General features: G+C 37.4%; 12 protein-coding genes and 1 pseudogene. 1 reads left to right on the forward strand and 12 read right to left on the reverse strand.

Annotated features, from left to right (window positions below):
• Nucleotides 1-78: 78 nt before the first annotated feature.
• The 9 genes from OCV73_RS05180 to OCV73_RS05220 all read right to left on the reverse strand — a co-directional run bounded on the left by OCV73_RS05180 (nucleotide 79) and on the right by OCV73_RS05220 (nucleotide 12,349).
• A complete protein-coding gene (locus tag OCV73_RS05180) occupies nucleotides 79-2,001 on the reverse strand; it encodes a hypothetical protein (protein ID WP_147549939.1) in 1,923 nt (640 codons plus the stop codon).
• Between the two features lie 33 nt (nucleotides 2,002-2,034).
• The gene (locus OCV73_RS05185) at nucleotides 2,035-2,751 is read right to left on the reverse strand and encodes a hypothetical protein (protein WP_147549942.1); all 717 of its coding nucleotides are present in this window, start codon (nucleotides 2,749-2,751) and stop codon (nucleotides 2,035-2,037) included.
• On the reverse strand, nucleotides 2,751-4,250 hold the full coding sequence (locus OCV73_RS05190) for a metallophosphoesterase (protein WP_147549945.1): 1,500 nt from the start codon (nucleotides 4,248-4,250) through the stop codon (nucleotides 2,751-2,753). Before OCV73_RS05190 ends, OCV73_RS05185 begins: the two co-directional genes overlap by 1 nt.
• A 132-nt stretch (nucleotides 4,251-4,382) precedes the next feature.
• Nucleotides 4,383-7,610 carry a type I restriction endonuclease subunit R gene (locus tag OCV73_RS05195; protein ID WP_147549948.1) on the reverse strand — a complete coding sequence of 1,076 codons (3,228 nt, stop codon included), beginning with the start codon at nucleotides 7,608-7,610 and terminating at the stop codon, nucleotides 4,383-4,385.
• 12 nt (nucleotides 7,611-7,622) lie between these two features.
• On the reverse strand, nucleotides 7,623-8,747 hold the full coding sequence (locus OCV73_RS05200; RefSeq protein WP_262512876.1) for a restriction endonuclease subunit S domain-containing protein: 1,125 nt from the start codon (nucleotides 8,745-8,747) through the stop codon (nucleotides 7,623-7,625).
• A gap of 1 nt (nucleotide 8,748) precedes the next feature.
• A complete protein-coding gene (locus OCV73_RS05205; RefSeq protein ID WP_147549951.1) occupies nucleotides 8,749-9,792 on the reverse strand; it encodes a PDDEXK nuclease domain-containing protein in 1,044 nt (347 codons plus the stop codon).
• Nucleotides 9,779-11,368 (reverse strand): class I SAM-dependent DNA methyltransferase, encoded by a 1,590-nt coding sequence (locus OCV73_RS05210; protein WP_147549954.1) that lies wholly within the window; start codon nucleotides 11,366-11,368, stop codon nucleotides 9,779-9,781. The genes OCV73_RS05205 and OCV73_RS05210 overlap by 14 nt, the downstream gene beginning before the upstream one ends.
• Nucleotides 11,369-11,372: 4 nt before the next feature.
• The gene (locus OCV73_RS05215) at nucleotides 11,373-12,137 is read right to left on the reverse strand and encodes a DUF2971 domain-containing protein (RefSeq protein WP_262512877.1); all 765 of its coding nucleotides are present in this window, start codon (nucleotides 12,135-12,137) and stop codon (nucleotides 11,373-11,375) included.
• 8 nt (nucleotides 12,138-12,145) lie between these two features.
• Nucleotides 12,146-12,349: a helix-turn-helix transcriptional regulator gene (locus tag OCV73_RS05220; protein ID WP_117710914.1), complete on the reverse strand. Its 204-nt coding sequence runs from the start codon at nucleotides 12,347-12,349 to the stop codon at nucleotides 12,146-12,148.
• 844 nt (nucleotides 12,350-13,193) lie between these two features.
• Here OCV73_RS05220 and OCV73_RS14535 point away from each other — a divergent pair.
• Nucleotides 13,194-13,461: pseudogene (locus OCV73_RS14535) on the forward strand (transposase); the annotation flags it as partial.
• A 339-nt stretch (nucleotides 13,462-13,800) separates the two neighbouring features.
• On the opposite strand, the gene OCV73_RS05230 reads toward OCV73_RS14535, so the two are convergent.
• From OCV73_RS05230 to OCV73_RS05240, 3 genes are all read right to left on the reverse strand, one after another.
• On the reverse strand, nucleotides 13,801-14,145 hold the full coding sequence (locus OCV73_RS05230; RefSeq protein WP_262512878.1) for a hypothetical protein: 345 nt from the start codon (nucleotides 14,143-14,145) through the stop codon (nucleotides 13,801-13,803).
• A 338-nt stretch (nucleotides 14,146-14,483) separates the two neighbouring features.
• Nucleotides 14,484-15,887: a DUF5723 family protein gene (locus tag OCV73_RS05235; protein WP_147549960.1), complete on the reverse strand. Its 1,404-nt coding sequence runs from the start codon at nucleotides 15,885-15,887 to the stop codon at nucleotides 14,484-14,486.
• A gap of 45 nt (nucleotides 15,888-15,932) precedes the next feature.
• Nucleotides 15,933-18,746: a hypothetical protein gene (locus OCV73_RS05240; RefSeq protein ID WP_147549963.1), complete on the reverse strand. Its 2,814-nt coding sequence runs from the start codon at nucleotides 18,744-18,746 to the stop codon at nucleotides 15,933-15,935.
• Nucleotides 18,747-18,916 lie beyond the last annotated feature (170 nt).

Below are 18,916 nucleotides of genomic sequence, written 5' to 3' on the forward strand. Positions count from 1 at the left end.
ATTACCTTACTGGAAAATATAAAGTCTATTGACCCACTATTACAAAAGTCCTCTGACCCATCAAAAAAACAATATAAATTACCCTTTAGTCATATCTCTGTAGTCATCTAACAGTTGATGATAATAAACCTCTTGTTCTTCCATTTTATACATATTTTTAGCCCATGCTGCAACTGTAGGATTCATGTGCGAAAAAAGAGGCTTAAACATATTTTGCCTATTCATATAATACCCTTTCATACTTCCAATACCTATATAACTATATGTGCCGAAATTGGAGCTAAAAGATTGTAGTACTCTTTCGTTATCACCATAATTATCTGCTAGCCAGACAAAGAAATCACTAAGCTCCATTTGGCTCCCACTTTCCTTAAAATTGCATACAGGACACATCTCAGCAAAACGCTCCGGTAATGTATTAGGATAGATTCTACATGCTTCTTTAAGTTTGTGATTATCGCATTGGAATAAAGGACCTGCTCCATATCCAAAACCAGAACCTATTTCATATCTTATATTAAAGTAAAACAAGTTTTGTTCTAATGGAGATGCTAATGCCTTAATTATATCATCAATAATAGCATGTTGATATTTAGGAAGTAGGGTAAAATATATATCTTTAAATGGATTATTAGGCTTATATATTTTTAAGTAATTAATAACCAAACTGTTTACTTGTCTTGCAAAATCAGGTCTATCAAATGTCTTTAAGATATTATCCATCTTATCCACCACTTCTTTAGCCAAATAAAATTTATCACCCTCAAAATCAAATTCCAAGAGGCGTTTTTCAATCGTTGGAAGATAAGATATCTGTTCCTGGTTCATAGACCACAAATGCTGGAATAGGTGCGGATAAGCTACTTCTGTTTTGTCAACATCAGCATTATTGAATAGCAAATCACTAACCTTGAATATATTATCAATATTATAACATGGAACAAATCGCAGATAATCATTTATGTAGGTTGATGGGAATTTTCCGTCATGTATCATTGCAAAAATCTTATTCAACTGACTGTAATTCTCATCTTCCACCATACCTAACATGCAACAAGCCATAGCATAATAACCATTATGTAGAAGTTTTTCCGCAATTGAGTTTAAATAGGATTTATTTGGGTCATGGCTCATGTAGCTCTCAATAAAACAGCTTCTATAATCTTTATTTTTTGATATTATATGTTGCATGAATGCTTCATATACTTCATCTCTACAACTAGTTTGATCCATGACTTCCACGGCTGTAAAAATCATCCAAATGCTTTGAAAATGTTCATGGTCTGCAATTTCTTCAAATTCTTTGCTATTGTATATTTTATTATTGATAAATTCTTCTCCATATGGACGCATCTCAGATTTATAAACTTCAAAAATTTGATTACTTCCAAATTCTCTTCGGTCTATATTTTCCATTGCTGCTAAAACTCTTTTAATAAATATTTTAGGCACAAACACTTCATCAATTAGCAAATTAATATGTTGTTTATTCCTTTCATATATTATAGGATTATGCTTCTTTATCCAATTTAAGGAGCGTCTCATTTCATCCCAATCATTATTGTATTTGGGAGCAAAATGATTAATTAATTCGAACAGTATATTTTCACACCCGCTATTTGCAAAATCATAGACATAGTCTGGTATTAGTTTGTATATGGTTCTTAACGAAACCGCATCATCACTTACTTTTATAAGCAGGTCTTTGCAGAAACTCCAATACTGCCTAAGTTCTGATATGCTAACCGATGCGTCTGATTTTATGTTATGTTTCCTTTCTGTCTGCGTAAACATATGATAATTAGAACGAGTACTAAAAGCACTACCGATAGCTTTCACTAATAAGGGGTAATACTCTGGTCCTTTATCAAATAAAAATTGCATAACAGTTCTTTTTTTGCCCAAATCAGCTTGTGTTCCGGAAAGTACCACATGAAATTTTTCTAAGAATACACCGCTTGCATTATTTGATATTTGTTCATTTTCTGCAATTGATAGCATTCCTAAAAGCTTGCCCGCTTCCTCGAAAGCATCCTAAACAACACATGCCTCCTCTAATGCCCATACAATATACCTACGAATATCTCCATTTATTTTTTCTTTTAAATAACCAGTAGTTTTATTCTCTAACAAAGAAAAAAGATTATGAGCGACAGCTACATGACTCACAGTAGACATAGAGAAAATAAGTTGTGAGCCTGTTTTAGTAAGTACTATTTTCTCATCATGAAAAGGGATTCTATTCAGTTCATCAAAAAGCTGTTTAGCTTCACTGGAAGTAAGTGATATAAACCTGTTCTTCATTTGATTGGCAAGTCGTTCACCCAATTGACCAGCGGATTCAAGTTCTGCTATTATTTTTCTCCATGATTCTGGAGGTATCTTTTGGAGCCATTCTTCTGCCAACCACTCTGCAAGAGGTCGTGAACGCACATTTACACAATTTGCCCTCATGTCTAATAGACGACGTTGATTAAATTCGTGAATAGTACAAGAAAAACAATCTTCTACTGATGATTTTTCAAGGTGAATATGATTAATTTCAGGATGACTAATCACAAAATCATATTCATCTTTTTTGTTCTCCACAATTCCTAATGGATTAAATAAGGCAATCGCATTAAGAACAGCACGTTTTGACTCCTCTAATTGCCCATTGGGACTTAACAAATAATCTAGCCATAACTGTTTCTCTGGGAGCAATTGGACTTTTCCTATATGCTTATAGGCCTTTATCAGTTCAATGGCCATTAAAGAAATGCCATCACTGTATTCTCTAATTCTATTTTTACATCTATATCAATAATTCTCTCTCTTTCTATTATGGTATCTACTACTTCTTTATTGTCGGCTGCGTCAAGGAAGAACACATTAGTTTCCCTTTCTTCATTTTTAGTAAGGACATTATAGATAGTGATTAGTCTAAATGGTTTTTGAAATTCACTAATAAGTCTAGCAACATAGTAATATTTATCAATGGGACAGTCGTCTATTATAATCACTCCTTCTTCAAAATTGGTCAATATGTAGATTATACCAGTATCAATGTTTTCTGGGGTTCTACTATAGAACACATTTGACATTGTCCTAAAGGCCTCACCGACAATTCTTGTTTTACCAATACCTGAAATAGATAATAATCTAAGATTTTTGATTTCTGGATTTCTAAGGAGCTCAATACACTTCTCATTCCTTTGAGATGGCATAAACTCTCCACTCGTAAAAGTTTCTTTGTCTTTTTCAATAGCCTTATCTATAGGATAAAAAGGGAATATATTTTCAAGAAATTTCTGTTGTTGTTCGAGTTGTTCTTTTAATTCATTCGCTTTCGCTCTATCTATAGCTTCTTGACTATTGTACTTAAAATACCAGATGCCATCATTTCCGAAGTTCTTATCTAAAAGAAACTCCATACCTTGTTTTTGATAGTACTTTCTAATGTAAAATTCTGAATTAGAAATTAAATCAATTACTTGAAACGAGTTTTTATACTCTTCATCTACTTTATGAATATTGTTATATAAAGTTCCTGCAGATGCGATATTCATACAAAAATCTCCTGACGGAGATGCAGTAAAACCATCATCTAAAGAGTGAGTATGGCCAGATAAATTTAAATCATAACAATGGATTATAGAATTTTTCGTGTACTTACTCTCTGCTTCGGTCAATAGGTCATATCCGATGTGCGACGCAACAATCTTTATATCACACTTAGAAAGGAACAATTGTGAATTTGTAATCTGATCAGCTCCAAGAAACAATTCTTTGTCATCATCAAGACCACAAAGCCAAACAGAATTAAGACTTGTAATGCCTATCTTGTATCCTTTAATTTCAAATTTAAAGTTGGATTCAAAATCTCCATATTGATAATTTCCCTTCAGATTGTCAGTATAATATGAATCTTCAAAATTCTTAAAAGCCTTTGTTCTTGCTTTTACAATATTTTGGTCTTTAAGAGAATTTTTTATATTAATAATTTTTTCATAATCATCGTGAGGATTAATTTCAAGAAATCCCCTTTTCATGTATTGTTTATCGATTCCATTTTCTGTATCATGATTGCCCGGAATGAAAATAAATCGTTCTTTGGGAAGTTTAAGATTCTCAAGAATAGGAGAAATTACTACTTCTTCAAACTTTTTTAAAGCTGTATTAATATCACCAAAGCTAGCTCCACCTTTATCAATTAGATCTCCGGTAAAAATAACGAGATCTATATTACCTTCCTTCTGTATTTCAGCCATACTTTAGTTGAGATACATCAATAAGGTATCCATAGTTGGATTATCTTTTACTAGATGCAAGTCAGAGAAATGTAAGATACGTAAACTCATATGCTAGTTTCATTTAGGAATATAAATACTTTAAATGTTCTTTTATTCATGTTTCTTATAATTCTCTACCTGCTCCAATACTTTCTGGAACACTTCTTCGTCCCATTGAGGAGGATAACCCTCTTTATAGAGAAGATAGGTAAGTTGACTGGCGAGTTTACTTTTGAGATTGTCATTGTTTAGCCAATCGGCATAGATGGCTGTATCATCTATCAGGGTTTTGATTTTCTTAGCCAATTCTATACAGCGATCATCCGCATACTCAAAGTTATGCTTGTCACGAACTTCTACAAGGACATCAAAAAATGCTTTCTCTTCGAAAGTGATACCCAAAACCTTGAATTTCTCGCTGTCTGCTTTTAGCTCTTTCAGAATGTTAATTAACTTGTTCGACAGTCCATTGATTTTGTATGAAACAATGTCACATACATCATTCACCACATTCTGTGTCACTTCGTTGGTAAATGTCAACTTATCGCGTGTATTATAGGCATCTATCGTATCTTCAAGCATTTTCTGGAAGTGTTCGGCCTGTATCTTGTTTGTCCTGCTGTATGCTCTGATAGCTTTCGAGACAAGTTTACAAAGAATCTGGAACTTGGTGAACGGCATTTTTATTTCATCGACCTCTTTAGCAAATGAGTCGCTGAAAATATTTTCTTCAACACCTTCATTCATTACTCGTTCCACACCGCTTGCAAGAATTGCCTCCTGAACCATCTGTTCCACGTGCCTGTTCATGCTTTCCGTATCATGCTCTGTGGTGGTCATTTTGTTCACGTATGAGCTGATACCCATGAAGCATTGGCTCCATGTTACTTCTTCATCTGTCAGAATGCCGGCTGGGTTACAGATATTATAAGCAGAGCGCAGGCGTTTGACATGTTCTTTGAAAAGTTTGAGGAAGGAAACCTCTCCTTTCCGTTCAACACTGTTGGCAAGGATATATTCCGCCGCTTCCTGAATAAACTGAAGTCGGGCAAGGTCATTGTTCTCGAAAAAACGGTCAAATACCAATCCTAACAATCGCTCTTGCAAAAGTTGCAGTTCGTTCTGCAACACTTCATGTGCAACCTCCAAATCTTCCCGAGGTCCGACTTCACCGCCATATTTTTTCATGGCTTTTTTCATCTCTTCGCGAATGCCGATGTAGTCGATGATAAAGCCATACTCTTTTGTGCCGAATTTACGGTTTACACGAGAAATGGTCTGAATGAGCGTATGTTTCGATAACGGTTTGTAGTTGTAGAGCATCGTCAGGCAAGGCACATCGAATCCAGTAATCCACATATCCACATTGATGGAGATATGAAAATTTGATTTTTCCGATTTGAACTCAGTATCAAGGAATTTACGATATTCCTTGTCTCCAAGAAGATTGTAAAGTTCCTTTTCATCATCCTTATCTCTGGTCATGACCATATTGACAAAAGCGATGTCGCTGAGTTTTTCCTTTTCGTCTGCAGTCAATATAAGTTCATTCAATGCTTTTTTCTTCTCAAACCAGTCAGTCTGCATCTCTCGCATGATTTTATACAACCTAAATGCTATTTTGCGGTCGGCACAAGTTATCATAGCCTTTTGCAGACGATCTGTTGCCTCAGTCCGACGCTTATAATCTTCGATAATGTCTTTGGCAACACGATGCAGGACATCTTCATCACCGATAATCACCTCCATACTTGACATGGCGGCCTTGCTCTTGGCAATATCCTCCGGCGTTGCCCCTTCGTCTGCACATAGGCGATAATACTCTTCTACTTTCTCTGCCTGTTCTTTATTGAGGAATACACGAGCTAATCGAGGATCATATTTGATTGGGACAGTGATGCCGTCATCCTCCGACTCCTTCATCGTATATTGATCTACAACCTTCCCAAATACATGTACAGTTTCGTCAATGGGTGTTCCTGTAAAACCTACATATGTAGCGTTCGGCAATGCATCCCGCAGATATTTGGCAAAGCCGTATGTGATTTTCGCTCCTATCTTGTCGGCTTCTCCTTCGGTTTGGATGGATAGTTTAGAACCTATATTGTTTTGGGAGCGATGCGCTTCATCACTTAGGCAAATGACATTGGAACGTTCTGTCAGCAATCCTGTAGTCTCTGCGAATTTCTGAATCGTGGTAATATAGACCCCGCCAGTCTTGCGCATACTCATCTCTTCTGCAAGTTCCTTTCTTGTTTCAAAGACTTTTACAGCTTCGTCTTCAAGATATTGTTTCGAACGGCAGAATAGTTTCCCGGTCTGTGTCTCCAAATCCTCCCTGTCTACTATGATGAGAATAGTAGGGCTACCCAGTTGCTTTCTGCATCGCAAAGCCAATTGGCGGGCAAGGAACAGCATGGTATATGTTTTTCCACACCCTGTGGCTCCGAAATATGTACCGCCTTTACCATCACCTCCAACAGAACGCAAATGATTCAGGATATGGTCCCGCAGTTTGCGTGTAGCAAAGAACTGCGGATAACGGCATACGATTTCAGTCGTGTCGTCTTCTTTTGTAGGATCGGGAAAATAGACATAATCCTGTAATATCTCCATTATGCGTTCTGGAGAAAGTGCTCCGCGAATAAGTGTACGAAGTGTGTCAAGTCCCTTTCCGGCTTTGTCCTCATTTTCAATCTTTTTCCATTCGTAGAAAAATTCAAATGGCGTGTATGTCGTACCCAAAGCGTTTTTTGCACCATCACTGATGACTGCCAATGCGCAATATTTCAGCAATGCCGGAATATCCCGCATATAGCGTGTGCAAATCTGTGTATGGGCATCGCGTATGGTGGCATCCTGCTTGGTCGGATTTTTCAATTCGATAATGCAGACGGGTATGCCGTTTACAAAAAGCATAATGTCAGGGCGACGGTTCTCACGACCTTGTTCCATAACAAACTGATTGACACAACGGAAAATATTATGGTCTGGATGTTCGAAGTCGATATATTCCAGACGAAACGGATTATCCCGACCGTCGCTATATGCAAAGTCATAACCGTCACGATAGAGCAAAAAGGCATTCCGGAGAGCGTAATAGGCATTCTGTCCGCCAGTATTGCGCAGGTTAGCAACGATACTGTCTACCTCTGAGGTGGTTAAATTCTTGTCTTTGTATTGAACGGCGAGAAAATTCCTTAAATCCTCTTCGATAAGCGGGTCGGTATATTTCCTGTGAATGTCATCACCAAATGTATATTGCCAATGTGCTTCGCGGAAAATCTCGATAGTTGCTTCCTCGAATTGACTTTCATAATATTTCCCTTTGTTTGCCATAATCGCTGCTATTTAAGAATGTATGACATATTGAAGCAATGCTGGGCACACCTCACGAGAAGACCTGTCTGCTTCCTCTGCTATCTGCTTCGATTCATTTGCGCAGTTATAGATATTGACGATTGCACGTTGCAGTTCAATAGAAAGTTTCGGTATTTCAATGTCAATAAACCTATTCCAATCTAAATTTGCTCTTACACTTGAATCGCTGTAAAACCAGCCTAATCTATCCATTTCCGGATTTTTGAATATCATCATAAAATACTCTGGAAGAATTGGTTCATTTTCATCGAGAGTAAAAGTTGTATATGCAGGCGATATTAGAGCAGGAAAATCTTTATCATATAATGCTATACGAATACATTTATCCCTACCAGTCTGCATACCACTAAATGCAAACTCCCCTTTTTTTATAACCTTATATTTGTTTGTATTTATAGTATCCATTGAGGCGATTGTCGGCATAAATACTTTATTGTTATTCAATCCCAAAACATCATAGGGATAGCCTTCTTTGTTTGTCGCATCTACAACTTTTATGGCATTACCAATGCGATATTTATCTGCATTATTCTTTTTCGCCTTTTGAATATAGCTTTGGCAGACTTGCATAAGCGGAGCCGCCTTAGCCTCGTTTTGTTCTTTGATCTCTCTAAATGCTTTCCATACATTCACCACTTTCTGTTGTTCGTCAGGAGACGGTAGAGGTATCATCATTCTACACAATTCAATCCATGTAAAGACTTCTGTAGAAGACCCCCATGAATTAAAGCAGGCATATCTATCCCATTCATCTCTATTAAAATAAAGATATAGATAAATTGGTAACAATTTTTCTTTTCGAACAATCTTAAACGCTATATTATTCCAACTTATCAGAAACGCTTTATTGGTGTTATTCAACCCTAATCCTATTCGTTTTCCATGAGTCCTTGGATTAAAGATAAACTCATCAGGAGCAACTATTTTGAATTTTGACAAATCATTTCCATCTAGATTAGCTTTAGTTGAAATAACCTCCTTTGTTATAGTCATTCCCATAACATCTGAAGTGCCATATTTCAGAGATGTATTTCTCTCATCACACTGTTCGATATAATCTCCCAGCCGAACCCATTTTACATTACTCGCTCCCATATCACTCCTCCATTCCGTGTTGTTCCAAGAAGAAACGTTTTTGCTGTTCTATCTCCCTGCTCAACTCTTCTTCCGTTGGCATATAGGCCATATATTTGGCTGCAAAAAGTTGCTCGCCACCGTTAAGGACAGAGTATTTTGCCATTACCTTGTCGGTCTCGGTACAGAGCAGTATACCTATTGTCGGGTCATCATTCTCATCTTTTACAAGGTCGTCATACATTCGTACATACATATCCAATTGCCCCACATCTGCGTGCGTCAGAGGATGTGTTTTCAATTCAAACAGCACATAACGTTTGAGCTTGATGTTATAGAACACGAGGTCAATGTAAAAATCGCCTGTGTCTGTTGATATATGTTTCTGCCTGTCGACAAAAGCGAAACCGCGCCCCAATTCCATGATAAATTGTTGCAGATGATCTATTAAGGCTTGCTCCAACTCGCTCTCGTCATATTTGCTCTCCTTGCGGAAGCCTAAAAACTCGGCAACCACCGGACTCTTTATATACTCCAATGGATCATTGGCTTCAATATCGGGGGATGGCAATGCCAGCCCTTCCCTTACACAAGCCATACGGCGGCCATAGTATTGTGTACCGATGTTTCGATTGAGTGTCCTTACACTCCACATCTGTTTCGATGCCTCTTTTACATACCACTCTCTGGCCTTAGAGTCTGCAACCTGTATAATCGAGCGGAAGTGCGACCATGTCAGATTGTGAACACGCGTGTTCACAATCTCCAAATCATTAAAACACAGGTAAAATTGGCGAAAGTAATCCAGATTTCGCTTGCTGAACGTATTGCCGTATTTAGGCATCAGCTGTTCTGCCAATGTTTTAATCAACCGGGTGCCATACTGCGCACGAACTTCTCCATACTGTTCTTCTTCCACTATTCGCCGCCCAATGTGCCAATAGGTAAGTACAGCAATCCGATTAGCTGCCGCATATGCCTGTTGACGGCCTTGCTCGATGATACTCCGAATATCAGAAACCAGTTTATCAGTTGTCATACCATGTTGCAGCTTATTCTTTTCCATAACCTAAAACTTTGAAAGCGTTTATAAGTTCCGTCTCGTTTGCATCCCATCTTTTCTTCAATTCATCAAATTTACAACTCATTTCGGAAAGGGCAGACTTATAGTCTATTTCCGTATCACGGTCTATAAATTCAATGTATCTGGATGGCACGAGAGAATATCCCTTTTCTTGAATTTCGTTACGATGTGCAGCATAGTATAATTCCGGCTCTGCATACTCTGCAAAATTCTCGGTTTGCCAATCGAGGTATATTTGACGCACTCTGTCTATTTCTGTTTCCGACAAGCGAACGTATTTCTTTTCGTATATGTTATTGTTCCATGTCCGCAAGTCAATGAAAAGAATTTCACCTGTACGGTTGCGAATTTGTCTGCCATGCCATGGACCGCCTTTCTTGTTATTGTTCAAAATCCAAAGGGTGACGGATATATCGGTAGAATAGAACATGTTTCGCGGCAAAACGATAATGGCTTCTACTTTGTCGCTTTCAATTAGCTGTTTACGTATTTCCTGTGTATCGCTATCATCCAAAGCGCCATTGGCAAGCAGGAATCCTGCTACTCCACGACCGACATTTAACTTATTAAGGATATGCAGAATCCACGCATAGTTGGCATTGCTGGTAGGAGGAACTCCATAACCTTTCCAACGAGGATCAGTCTCAAAACCTCCGTATTCGGCATATTTTTTTAAATTGAACGGCGGATTAGCCATGATGTAATCAAACTTGAGTTCCTTATGCTGGTCATCGGAGAAAGTGGAGACGGCTCTATCACCCAAATGGTAAGAGATGCCTCGGATAGCCAGATTCATCTTTGCAAGGCGATAGGTTGCCGGTTCTGATTCCTGACCATACACATTAACAGCTTTCGTGTTTCCGCCGTGAGCCTCTATGAACTTTGCAGCCTGAACAAACATACCTCCGGAACCACAGCAAGGGTCATAGACCGTCCCATCAAAAGGTTCAATAAGAGAGGCGATAAGCTCTACGATAGAATGTGGCGTATAAAATTCTCCTTCCTCTTTGTCTGCGTTGATGGAAAAAGCCTGTAAGAAATACTCATATACACGTCCTATGAGGTCGTGGTCATTAAATTTTTGGGGATCTATCTTGTTTATTTCATCCACTACGCTTTTCAAAACTCCCGGTTCAAGGGCTGTTTTCGTGAAAATCTGCTGCGGAAGAGCATTTTTCAATTTAGGTTCGTTGTCGTCCAAAGCCTTTATAGCCGTATCGAAAGCGATAGCCATACCAGTTGGCGAGGTAAGAATCAACTTATCCCAAAATGTTTCATCTGTCAGGAAAAACACGCCGTCCTGCATATATTGGTTGGGGCGCGAAAGTTGCAGTTCAATGAAATCCGTATCATTAATGCCCTGCACTTCTACTATTTCATGCCTGATTTTCTCCTTTTGCTGTTTGAACCGTTCTCCTATGAATTTCAGGAATACAAGGGTCAACAGCAAGTCGCGTTTATCTGTCATGGCTGCACGCCCACGCAGACTGTTACGACAGTTGAAAAGTATCGTTTCAAGGGTCTCTTCCTTTACCGGTTTATTCTGTTTCTTAGCCATTTTACTATTTAATCAATTCAGTATTCAACTTAAAAGCATTTGCATCAATTCCCATTTGATAAATCTTAATGTTAGGATTTAACTTTCGTGCACCGCTTATTATTTTTGATTTCTCATCTGTACTCATATTGATTCCCAAATAGACAGACTCAAAACATTCTCCTCCGATTTTAGAAAAAGCTCGTACTTCCTTCCAATCAATCGGACCTTTATCATCATTCTGGCCCGGTAATAATGCCATATATGTGGGACTAGGGTCTAAAATAAATAACCTGACCTCTTGTTCATGCTCCCAAGCCTTTGCCTTTGTGGATAACTGATAATGGAAAAAATCTTTTGCATCCTTGAAATAATCAGGCTTCTCTACAATATCCTTGTATTGCACCTCCACCTCAGAACAACCAATCATGATTCCGCCATACATGCGAGAAAGATATTTTCTAACTTTCTCCATATCCAAACCGATGCAGATACCTTTATGCTTGCTATAATAGCTCCACATCAAGATTGAATCATATATTTTGGAAAGGCTATATATCCACACCTCTTCTCTGGTTCTACGAAATGGATCTCTTCTCAATTCTTCGATTATTTCCGGAGTCCATCCTCCACACGCTTCTTTCGGAACATTGGAGAAATCAATTAACGATGGATGGCAATCAAATGGATCGTTCAACTGCGTAGCATTGGTAAATTGAAGATTACTATAATGTAGCATCATCAATCCACCAGTAAAATCAAGATATTTATATAATTTGGCTGCTCCCATAAAGTCTATTATTCCGTCCTCAATAAGTCATCCACAGTTACACCCAAAACTTTGGATATTTGAATTAGCGTCTCAACATTGGGCTGTGTTGTATTGGTAACCCATTTGGAGATTATGGCAGGATCTTTATCCAATTGTTCCGAGAGCCATTTATTGCTTTTATTTTTCTCTGCGAGAACGACTTTGATTCGGTTCAGTAATTTACGTTCCATATTCGTATATCTATCCAATATGACTACAAAGATAGCAATTGTTTAGGAATATATTTGATTTAACAGGTTATATATTGCGGAAAAAGTACAAAAAAGTGACTAAAACATCAATTTTAGCCACTCAAGTTTATGACATCTACTCTTTAGGGGGATGATAAACTCTATTTTTACCCTAAATTAGGAACGATTATTTTTGAATATTATATCTTTTATGGGAACTATATGGTATCAAATCTATAAGAGAAGATATATAATGACTACATATCAGATTGATACAAATCGCACTTCGATTAAAGCGTGGAACTACATGCTATTTTGTTTCCGAAGGTCCTGAGAAAACCCGAACATACAAAACAGACAGTAGACCCCACGCATATACGTGAGAAACCACTGCGCCATTCTTGTATGTTCTCAAAATTTCTCAGGTTTTCAGAAACAAGAATAAAACACAACGCTTCCAATTGCTATTTCACATTGAAGTAAATCGCTATTTACATCGTCAAGCAAAGATATATTTTTCCTCTTACAAGCTTACTATTTTAATATTAGTTTAAAAAATTCACACATCCGGTTCATTGATAAATAGCAATAAAAGTAGTAAATTTATAGTGTAGTGTCCAATTATAACATTTACAATCCTTTTACCGATAACAAAATTACTGAAATTTATTGTTTGGCAGATGATTTCTTTGAATTTTTTGACTTCTTGAAACAAGGATACTCATTATCTACAGTTAGTCCGTCAAATAAACGTCGTTATTATCGTACTCCAAAGATATCCACAGAGGTCGTGACAATACACATTACGTTCCATGTTTCGGGTTACAGATGTATGAAGCATTAATACATCGATGGAATTCAATTAATCACAAAGCTTAAAAGTAAAATAAAAGAAGCATTAATGGGTATTTCAGACAGAGTATTATTGATAAAAAGAGCTATCATTGAAACCATTAATAATGAACTAATGAATATTGCACAAATTGAGTCTTCAAGGCACAGAGCTTCCTATAACTTTGTCGTAAACTTATTAAGTGGAATTGCAGGCATACCGCTTCTTCCCAAAGAAAACAACTATCAACTTGGAGAAAGCGGTTGATAGGCAGCTTACTTTTTTATATATAGAAAGTATCAATTCAACCCGGACAAAACTTTCAATCCGCCGGAACTTGTCCGGATATGCCCTGAGTGATTTATACGTTTCCAGTATTCCAATCTGGTCACATTTCACTCGGTTGTTTTATCGACTTGATTGGGAATACATTCTACGGAATCTCATCTTATTTTTGCACATGCAACGAAGCTGCTATGAAGCTTATGCAAACGAGAGAAGTCAACGTATCCTTTATACATGATATAGAAGCTTCCCTTTTTCATAGCTCAACTCATCCAGTATGTTTACGTCATGTACTTTAACATGGATTATCAATACGATTCCGGTATGAAAGCCTTTACTCATACAGTGTATGAAGTTCAATACCTTCTTTGTGTTTTCTAAATTCCTCCCACAAAAAAACATTCAGACAAAAGTCTATGGTGGAAAAATCAAAGGCATAAACATTAGCGTCTGCTTTCACATCTAAATAATTTTTATAGTAGCTAATACGAACTTTCGCAATAAAGTTATAGGCAAGTCCTTCATAAATACGATAATCTCTATTCCGGTTTACTTCCCCCAGATTGGTACGAGTGACTGTTGAGCTAAGTCCCAAGTTATAGAAATTGTTCTTGTATACTTCAAGACTGAGCCTAAGATCACGTATACTGTCACCGGCTGTTAGTTGTCCCAAGATCATGTACTGCAATTCCAACAAGCATTTTGATTTTCTTATTCTCCGGATACGCCTCTACCAAGCGATCAAAGATACGACAGGGAAGAAAATTTGTAAGTTAAGCGAAGATATCTTTTCCTTGATTATTGTTTTAATTTTTGGACAAAGCTAAAACAACTTTTCAATTCAAGCCATCACACTCAAAAAAGATACAGAGCTATACGATTATCAAAGATCTTAAAGAACAATATTTAATTTAAAGTGCGCACTAATGATTCAGAATATAAAATACGGATGTACAAAAATCCCCTGCAACCGAAAACAATTGTTGCAGGGGATCTCTGTAGAAATAATACCGATATTCAATCACGGTATTTATGCCCGAATGTAAAATTTATACCAAAGTTTACATTAAATTTTGCCTGGTTGATAGGAATAAAATAATAACGGGAAGGAGCATATTTCGTTACAATATAATCGCTTCCTATAAAGAAATTGAATCCTTTAGGACACAAATTAAGCAAAACGCCGAAAGAATGCCCCTTATTGGATAACGAACCGTTCACTGCCGCGTGAAACCATTTAGACGGACGGAAATTGGCTGAAGCCATAACCTCGGTCCAGACGCTAGGCGCACCAAAACGGGTAGAAGACAAAAGACCGAAAGATATTTTATTATTCAATAATCCGTATTCGGCTGCTATGTTCATAGTAGTCCTCAATGATTTAGTCTGACTTCCTTCTCCTTTTTTGCGGAATTTATATAACGCTTTCAAATCATCTTCCAATCTATCTTTCTCATCATCAAATGCATTATCGCCATTGTCTTTATCTTCGGCACCTATATGCTGGAAACCATCAAAGACGAAAGGTTCCGGGGTAGCATTCATCTCGGTAGCATTACTCCAGGAAATAAAACCTATATCCAGCAACGAAGCCGATAAAGTAAGATTATCCAGTAAACGATAAGTAGCACCCAAGTCTAAACCGAACCCTGCACCGTCCAGTCCTATTTTATATTCGTCGAACGGTTCATTATCAAAATCTATCTCATTATTTTCGGTATAATTGAATCTGAGACCTTTCGATGTATTGAAATACCCCCGGTTGGTTATCATCCAGCGATCCTGCGACATGCGTATATCCATACGGTCTATATTCATATCGGCGTAACCAAGCCCCAAAAGGATTTTTACTTTTGCTCCTACATTCAGGCGGTCATTAATAGGACGGGCATGCCCTAATGCGATCTCGCCGTAAGCTGAAATCTGTTCCCGTAAATTTTTTATACTGTATATCTGATTAGGATTATTCTCCTGTCCTTGCTTCAAAAAAGCCAGCAAATCGTAAGGAACATTCGTCGCAGAATACCCTTTAGCACTTATACTAAATGTATTCGAACCGCCCCAGGCATTAAAACCAAAACTGATAAGAGCCACATCAAAAGCAGCTTCTATACTGTTATTCGTATTCAGTTTTCCTAAAAACTCCTTTGTACCTACAGAACTATGCAGGAATGTAGCCAGTTCATTTCCACGAGGGTATAAGAACGTTCCGAAACCGACATTCGAATTCAACATAATATTAAAATTACCTAATACAGGAAATCCCACATATCCCGACGGACTCATAAACGCCGGATTAAGCTGATGTCGATAAGGCATATTTTCAAGGAAATAAGAAGAATGCAGTGTCTGGGCCATACCGGCTAAAGCTCCGCAAATCATGCATACGGATATACATCCGATCTTTGCTATTTTTTTCATATAATATTAGTATCTATCTTTATTTTACTTCTTGTTTTTCTTGTCTCATTCTATCGTAACCGTAACTCCTTCAGGTACACGAGCTTTCATTCTTACCTGAACAAATTGCTCCGGTTTCAGCGCTACGGCACCTTCGGTATGTCCCGAATTACCCTTTATCACCAACATAAGTTTATCCAATTTGGATAATGCACCTTCCTTGCTTTCCTTAATCCTTATATCCAAATTAGAAGTTTTAATGGAACCATCCATATTTCCGGCTGCAACATGGAACGGGCCGTTTACCAGAACTCCTTCCAGTTCTTTGCCATCCGTATCGCAAGGAACAATATTCAACTCAAGATTCAAAGGAACACTATTATCGGCTTCTCCTATAACTTCAAGAGAACGTATGCCGTCTATAATATCTTCCAGGTCACTCTGAAGATCGGATATAGAATCGGTATATTCGATATGAAGCTTATCACCGAATTCAAACGGTACACGGATATCATAATCGATACTCATCTTGTACTCTTTCTCAAGAGCTATCTTATGTACATAATTTTGGGATGCTTCGTCTTTTTGTACAGCATGCGTATTCTCTGCGACCAGTTTAATGGATGTAGGTACACGATTAAGCAAGTCGGTAAGATTGTCGACTACCACTTCCTGATATCCGTCGGAAACCACATCGTGTTTCTTATTCGTGACCAAAATCTTCGTAATGACATTTCCGCTGGCATCCGCTGGCTGGATAATTATAGGAATTGAAATAGGTTTGGTCAGCATAGGATTACCAGATTCATCAATCGACTGTAAAGTAATATTAGTAGCAATAGGAACTTCGACAGGATTATCCACGTTCAAATCCAGCACTATATTTTGCACGTCAAGATTGGTATTCGGTTTCTTCAAAAAATCGGGGATAGATCCCAGATCAATATCTTGCGGGTCTATATTTATCTCAGGATCGACACCACCATCGATAGAAGCGATCTCCAGTTTATCGGTTATATCAAATACGGGCCTGAAATTTATCGTTCCCATGCCGCTGCTTGCCTGAACATCATTGGAATAAAGCTCCCCTTTTACGACAATATCTTCATTGATATCGACAAACTGTTCATTACCTTCTTTCTTCAAAGGAACATTTACCAGCGACTTTATAGTCAGGACTTTTTCAAAAGGACGATTTTTCGAGAAACTTTGATTATCGATGGTCAATACATTATTTTTGTCTATATCCTTATCCGCTTCAAATTCCAGCACTTTAGGGAACGAGATTTTCATTTTTCTGAAAAATACGTCCTGCAGGCCTGCAGGCCAGTTAGGAATATCCAGTTTTAACCAGGCCAATACCGGTCTTTTCAGATGTACACGGTCAATACGAACCAAGTCATTAGGTACGGATTGGTGTACATTTGCTTTAGTAGTATTCTCAATATCCGCAGATAATGTGCCAAAAATCACATCGACATCACTTACTTCAAACATAGTAGCGGGAACAAGAAATTTTATATTTTTATTTCTTATATCATCTAATACTGTAGAGTTTACAACCTGATCGGCATGAAATACTATAGTTGAGGGACTCGTCGTTACCTGGTCTCTCAAAACTATAACACGGTTGTCATTAATCGTTTCTCTGGATAAATCGACTTTCGCCAGTTTCAATTTGTGCCCATTTATCAATTCTGATAAAGTTATTTTGAGCTGATTACCCGGCAAAGTAGGACTAAACGTATAGCGATCGGGGAAAGTAATTACCAAATTATCGACATTATAATTGGCTGCCAATTGAGGATCTTCCATTTTTAATGTAAGATAGCTCTCTTTAAACATAACATCATTAATCGTTTTAATATCTTGGGGTATTCCCTCTACATTAACATTTATATTGATATTCGCTTCTGCCAGATCACTATGAATCTCATTTATAATTACATCTGCATTTCTGAAAACAAGGTTTGCACTGGTATGAAAAGCCGGACCGTTTCCTCCGCTTATAGAACCGCCATTACTTGATATACTCAAATGGGCCGTATATAAAATCTTATCATTATATTTTCCATTCTCAAAATTTCCTTTCAAGGATTTCAAATATACCGAAACCTTTAATTGCCCATCTTTATCTATCGTAATATTATTAGCGCTGAAAACTGTACCGGAAACCGAACCTTCTCCGGCTGTAGTCAGCACTGTTCCTGTAGGAAATGTTGCCGTAAAACTACTGATGGAAGCATTGTAATTCTCCAGATCAGCTAATTTATTAGCTTCAAAAGAAAACGTTATCAAATCTCCTTTGGCATCTTTTCCAAAATTTACCTGTTGAAGTTTTTTTACCTGACTTGGAATACTAAAACTGAACTCTACGTCAGCCTGTCCCGATACAAACAAGGGTAATACCCCGGAAGGAATAGTAGAACTGCCCACATCAATATTGTCACGTTGATCAATTTGCTGCGGAGCAACTGTAAGTTCACCTAATTCGGTAGCCATATCTATAACAGAACTCTGTTCATCCAACCTCACATCAGCTATATCTTTATTTCCCTTAAATTCAAACTCGATAGGTTCGATATCAGGATTTTCATAATCTATAGCTACCCCATCTATGGCAGGAACATTCGCTTCTACCTTATCTTTTTTCGAAATGGCATATTGATCCCCTATTGTTGTTAACACGTCGTCGGTTTCCAAAAGACGACTTAATTTAATAGAGTCGGTTTTTCCTATAGGAATGGACAAACCTTTACCTACCGTCACTTCCTTTGATATTTCCTTATCGTAGTTATTATCACAGGATTGAGATAAAAACAGAACTGCACCTGCACACATAGCTCCTACCAGCAGATGTACTACCTTTCGATCGATCATATATTCTATGTTTTTTAATGTATTCCCAGATTTCTAAATTATCCTGAACAAAGATATATATATTTTTTAAGAAATTAAACTTTACATTGAAATATTTTGATATAATATATATTATATCAATTATAATTATTCCAAACAGAGATTATATACGACAAATTGCCCGAATTTAT

Origin of the sequence: Barnesiella propionica (assembly GCF_025567045.1) — a bacterium.
In the GTDB taxonomy this organism is placed as follows: Bacteria; Bacteroidota; Bacteroidia; order Bacteroidales; family Barnesiellaceae; genus Barnesiella_B; species Barnesiella_B propionica.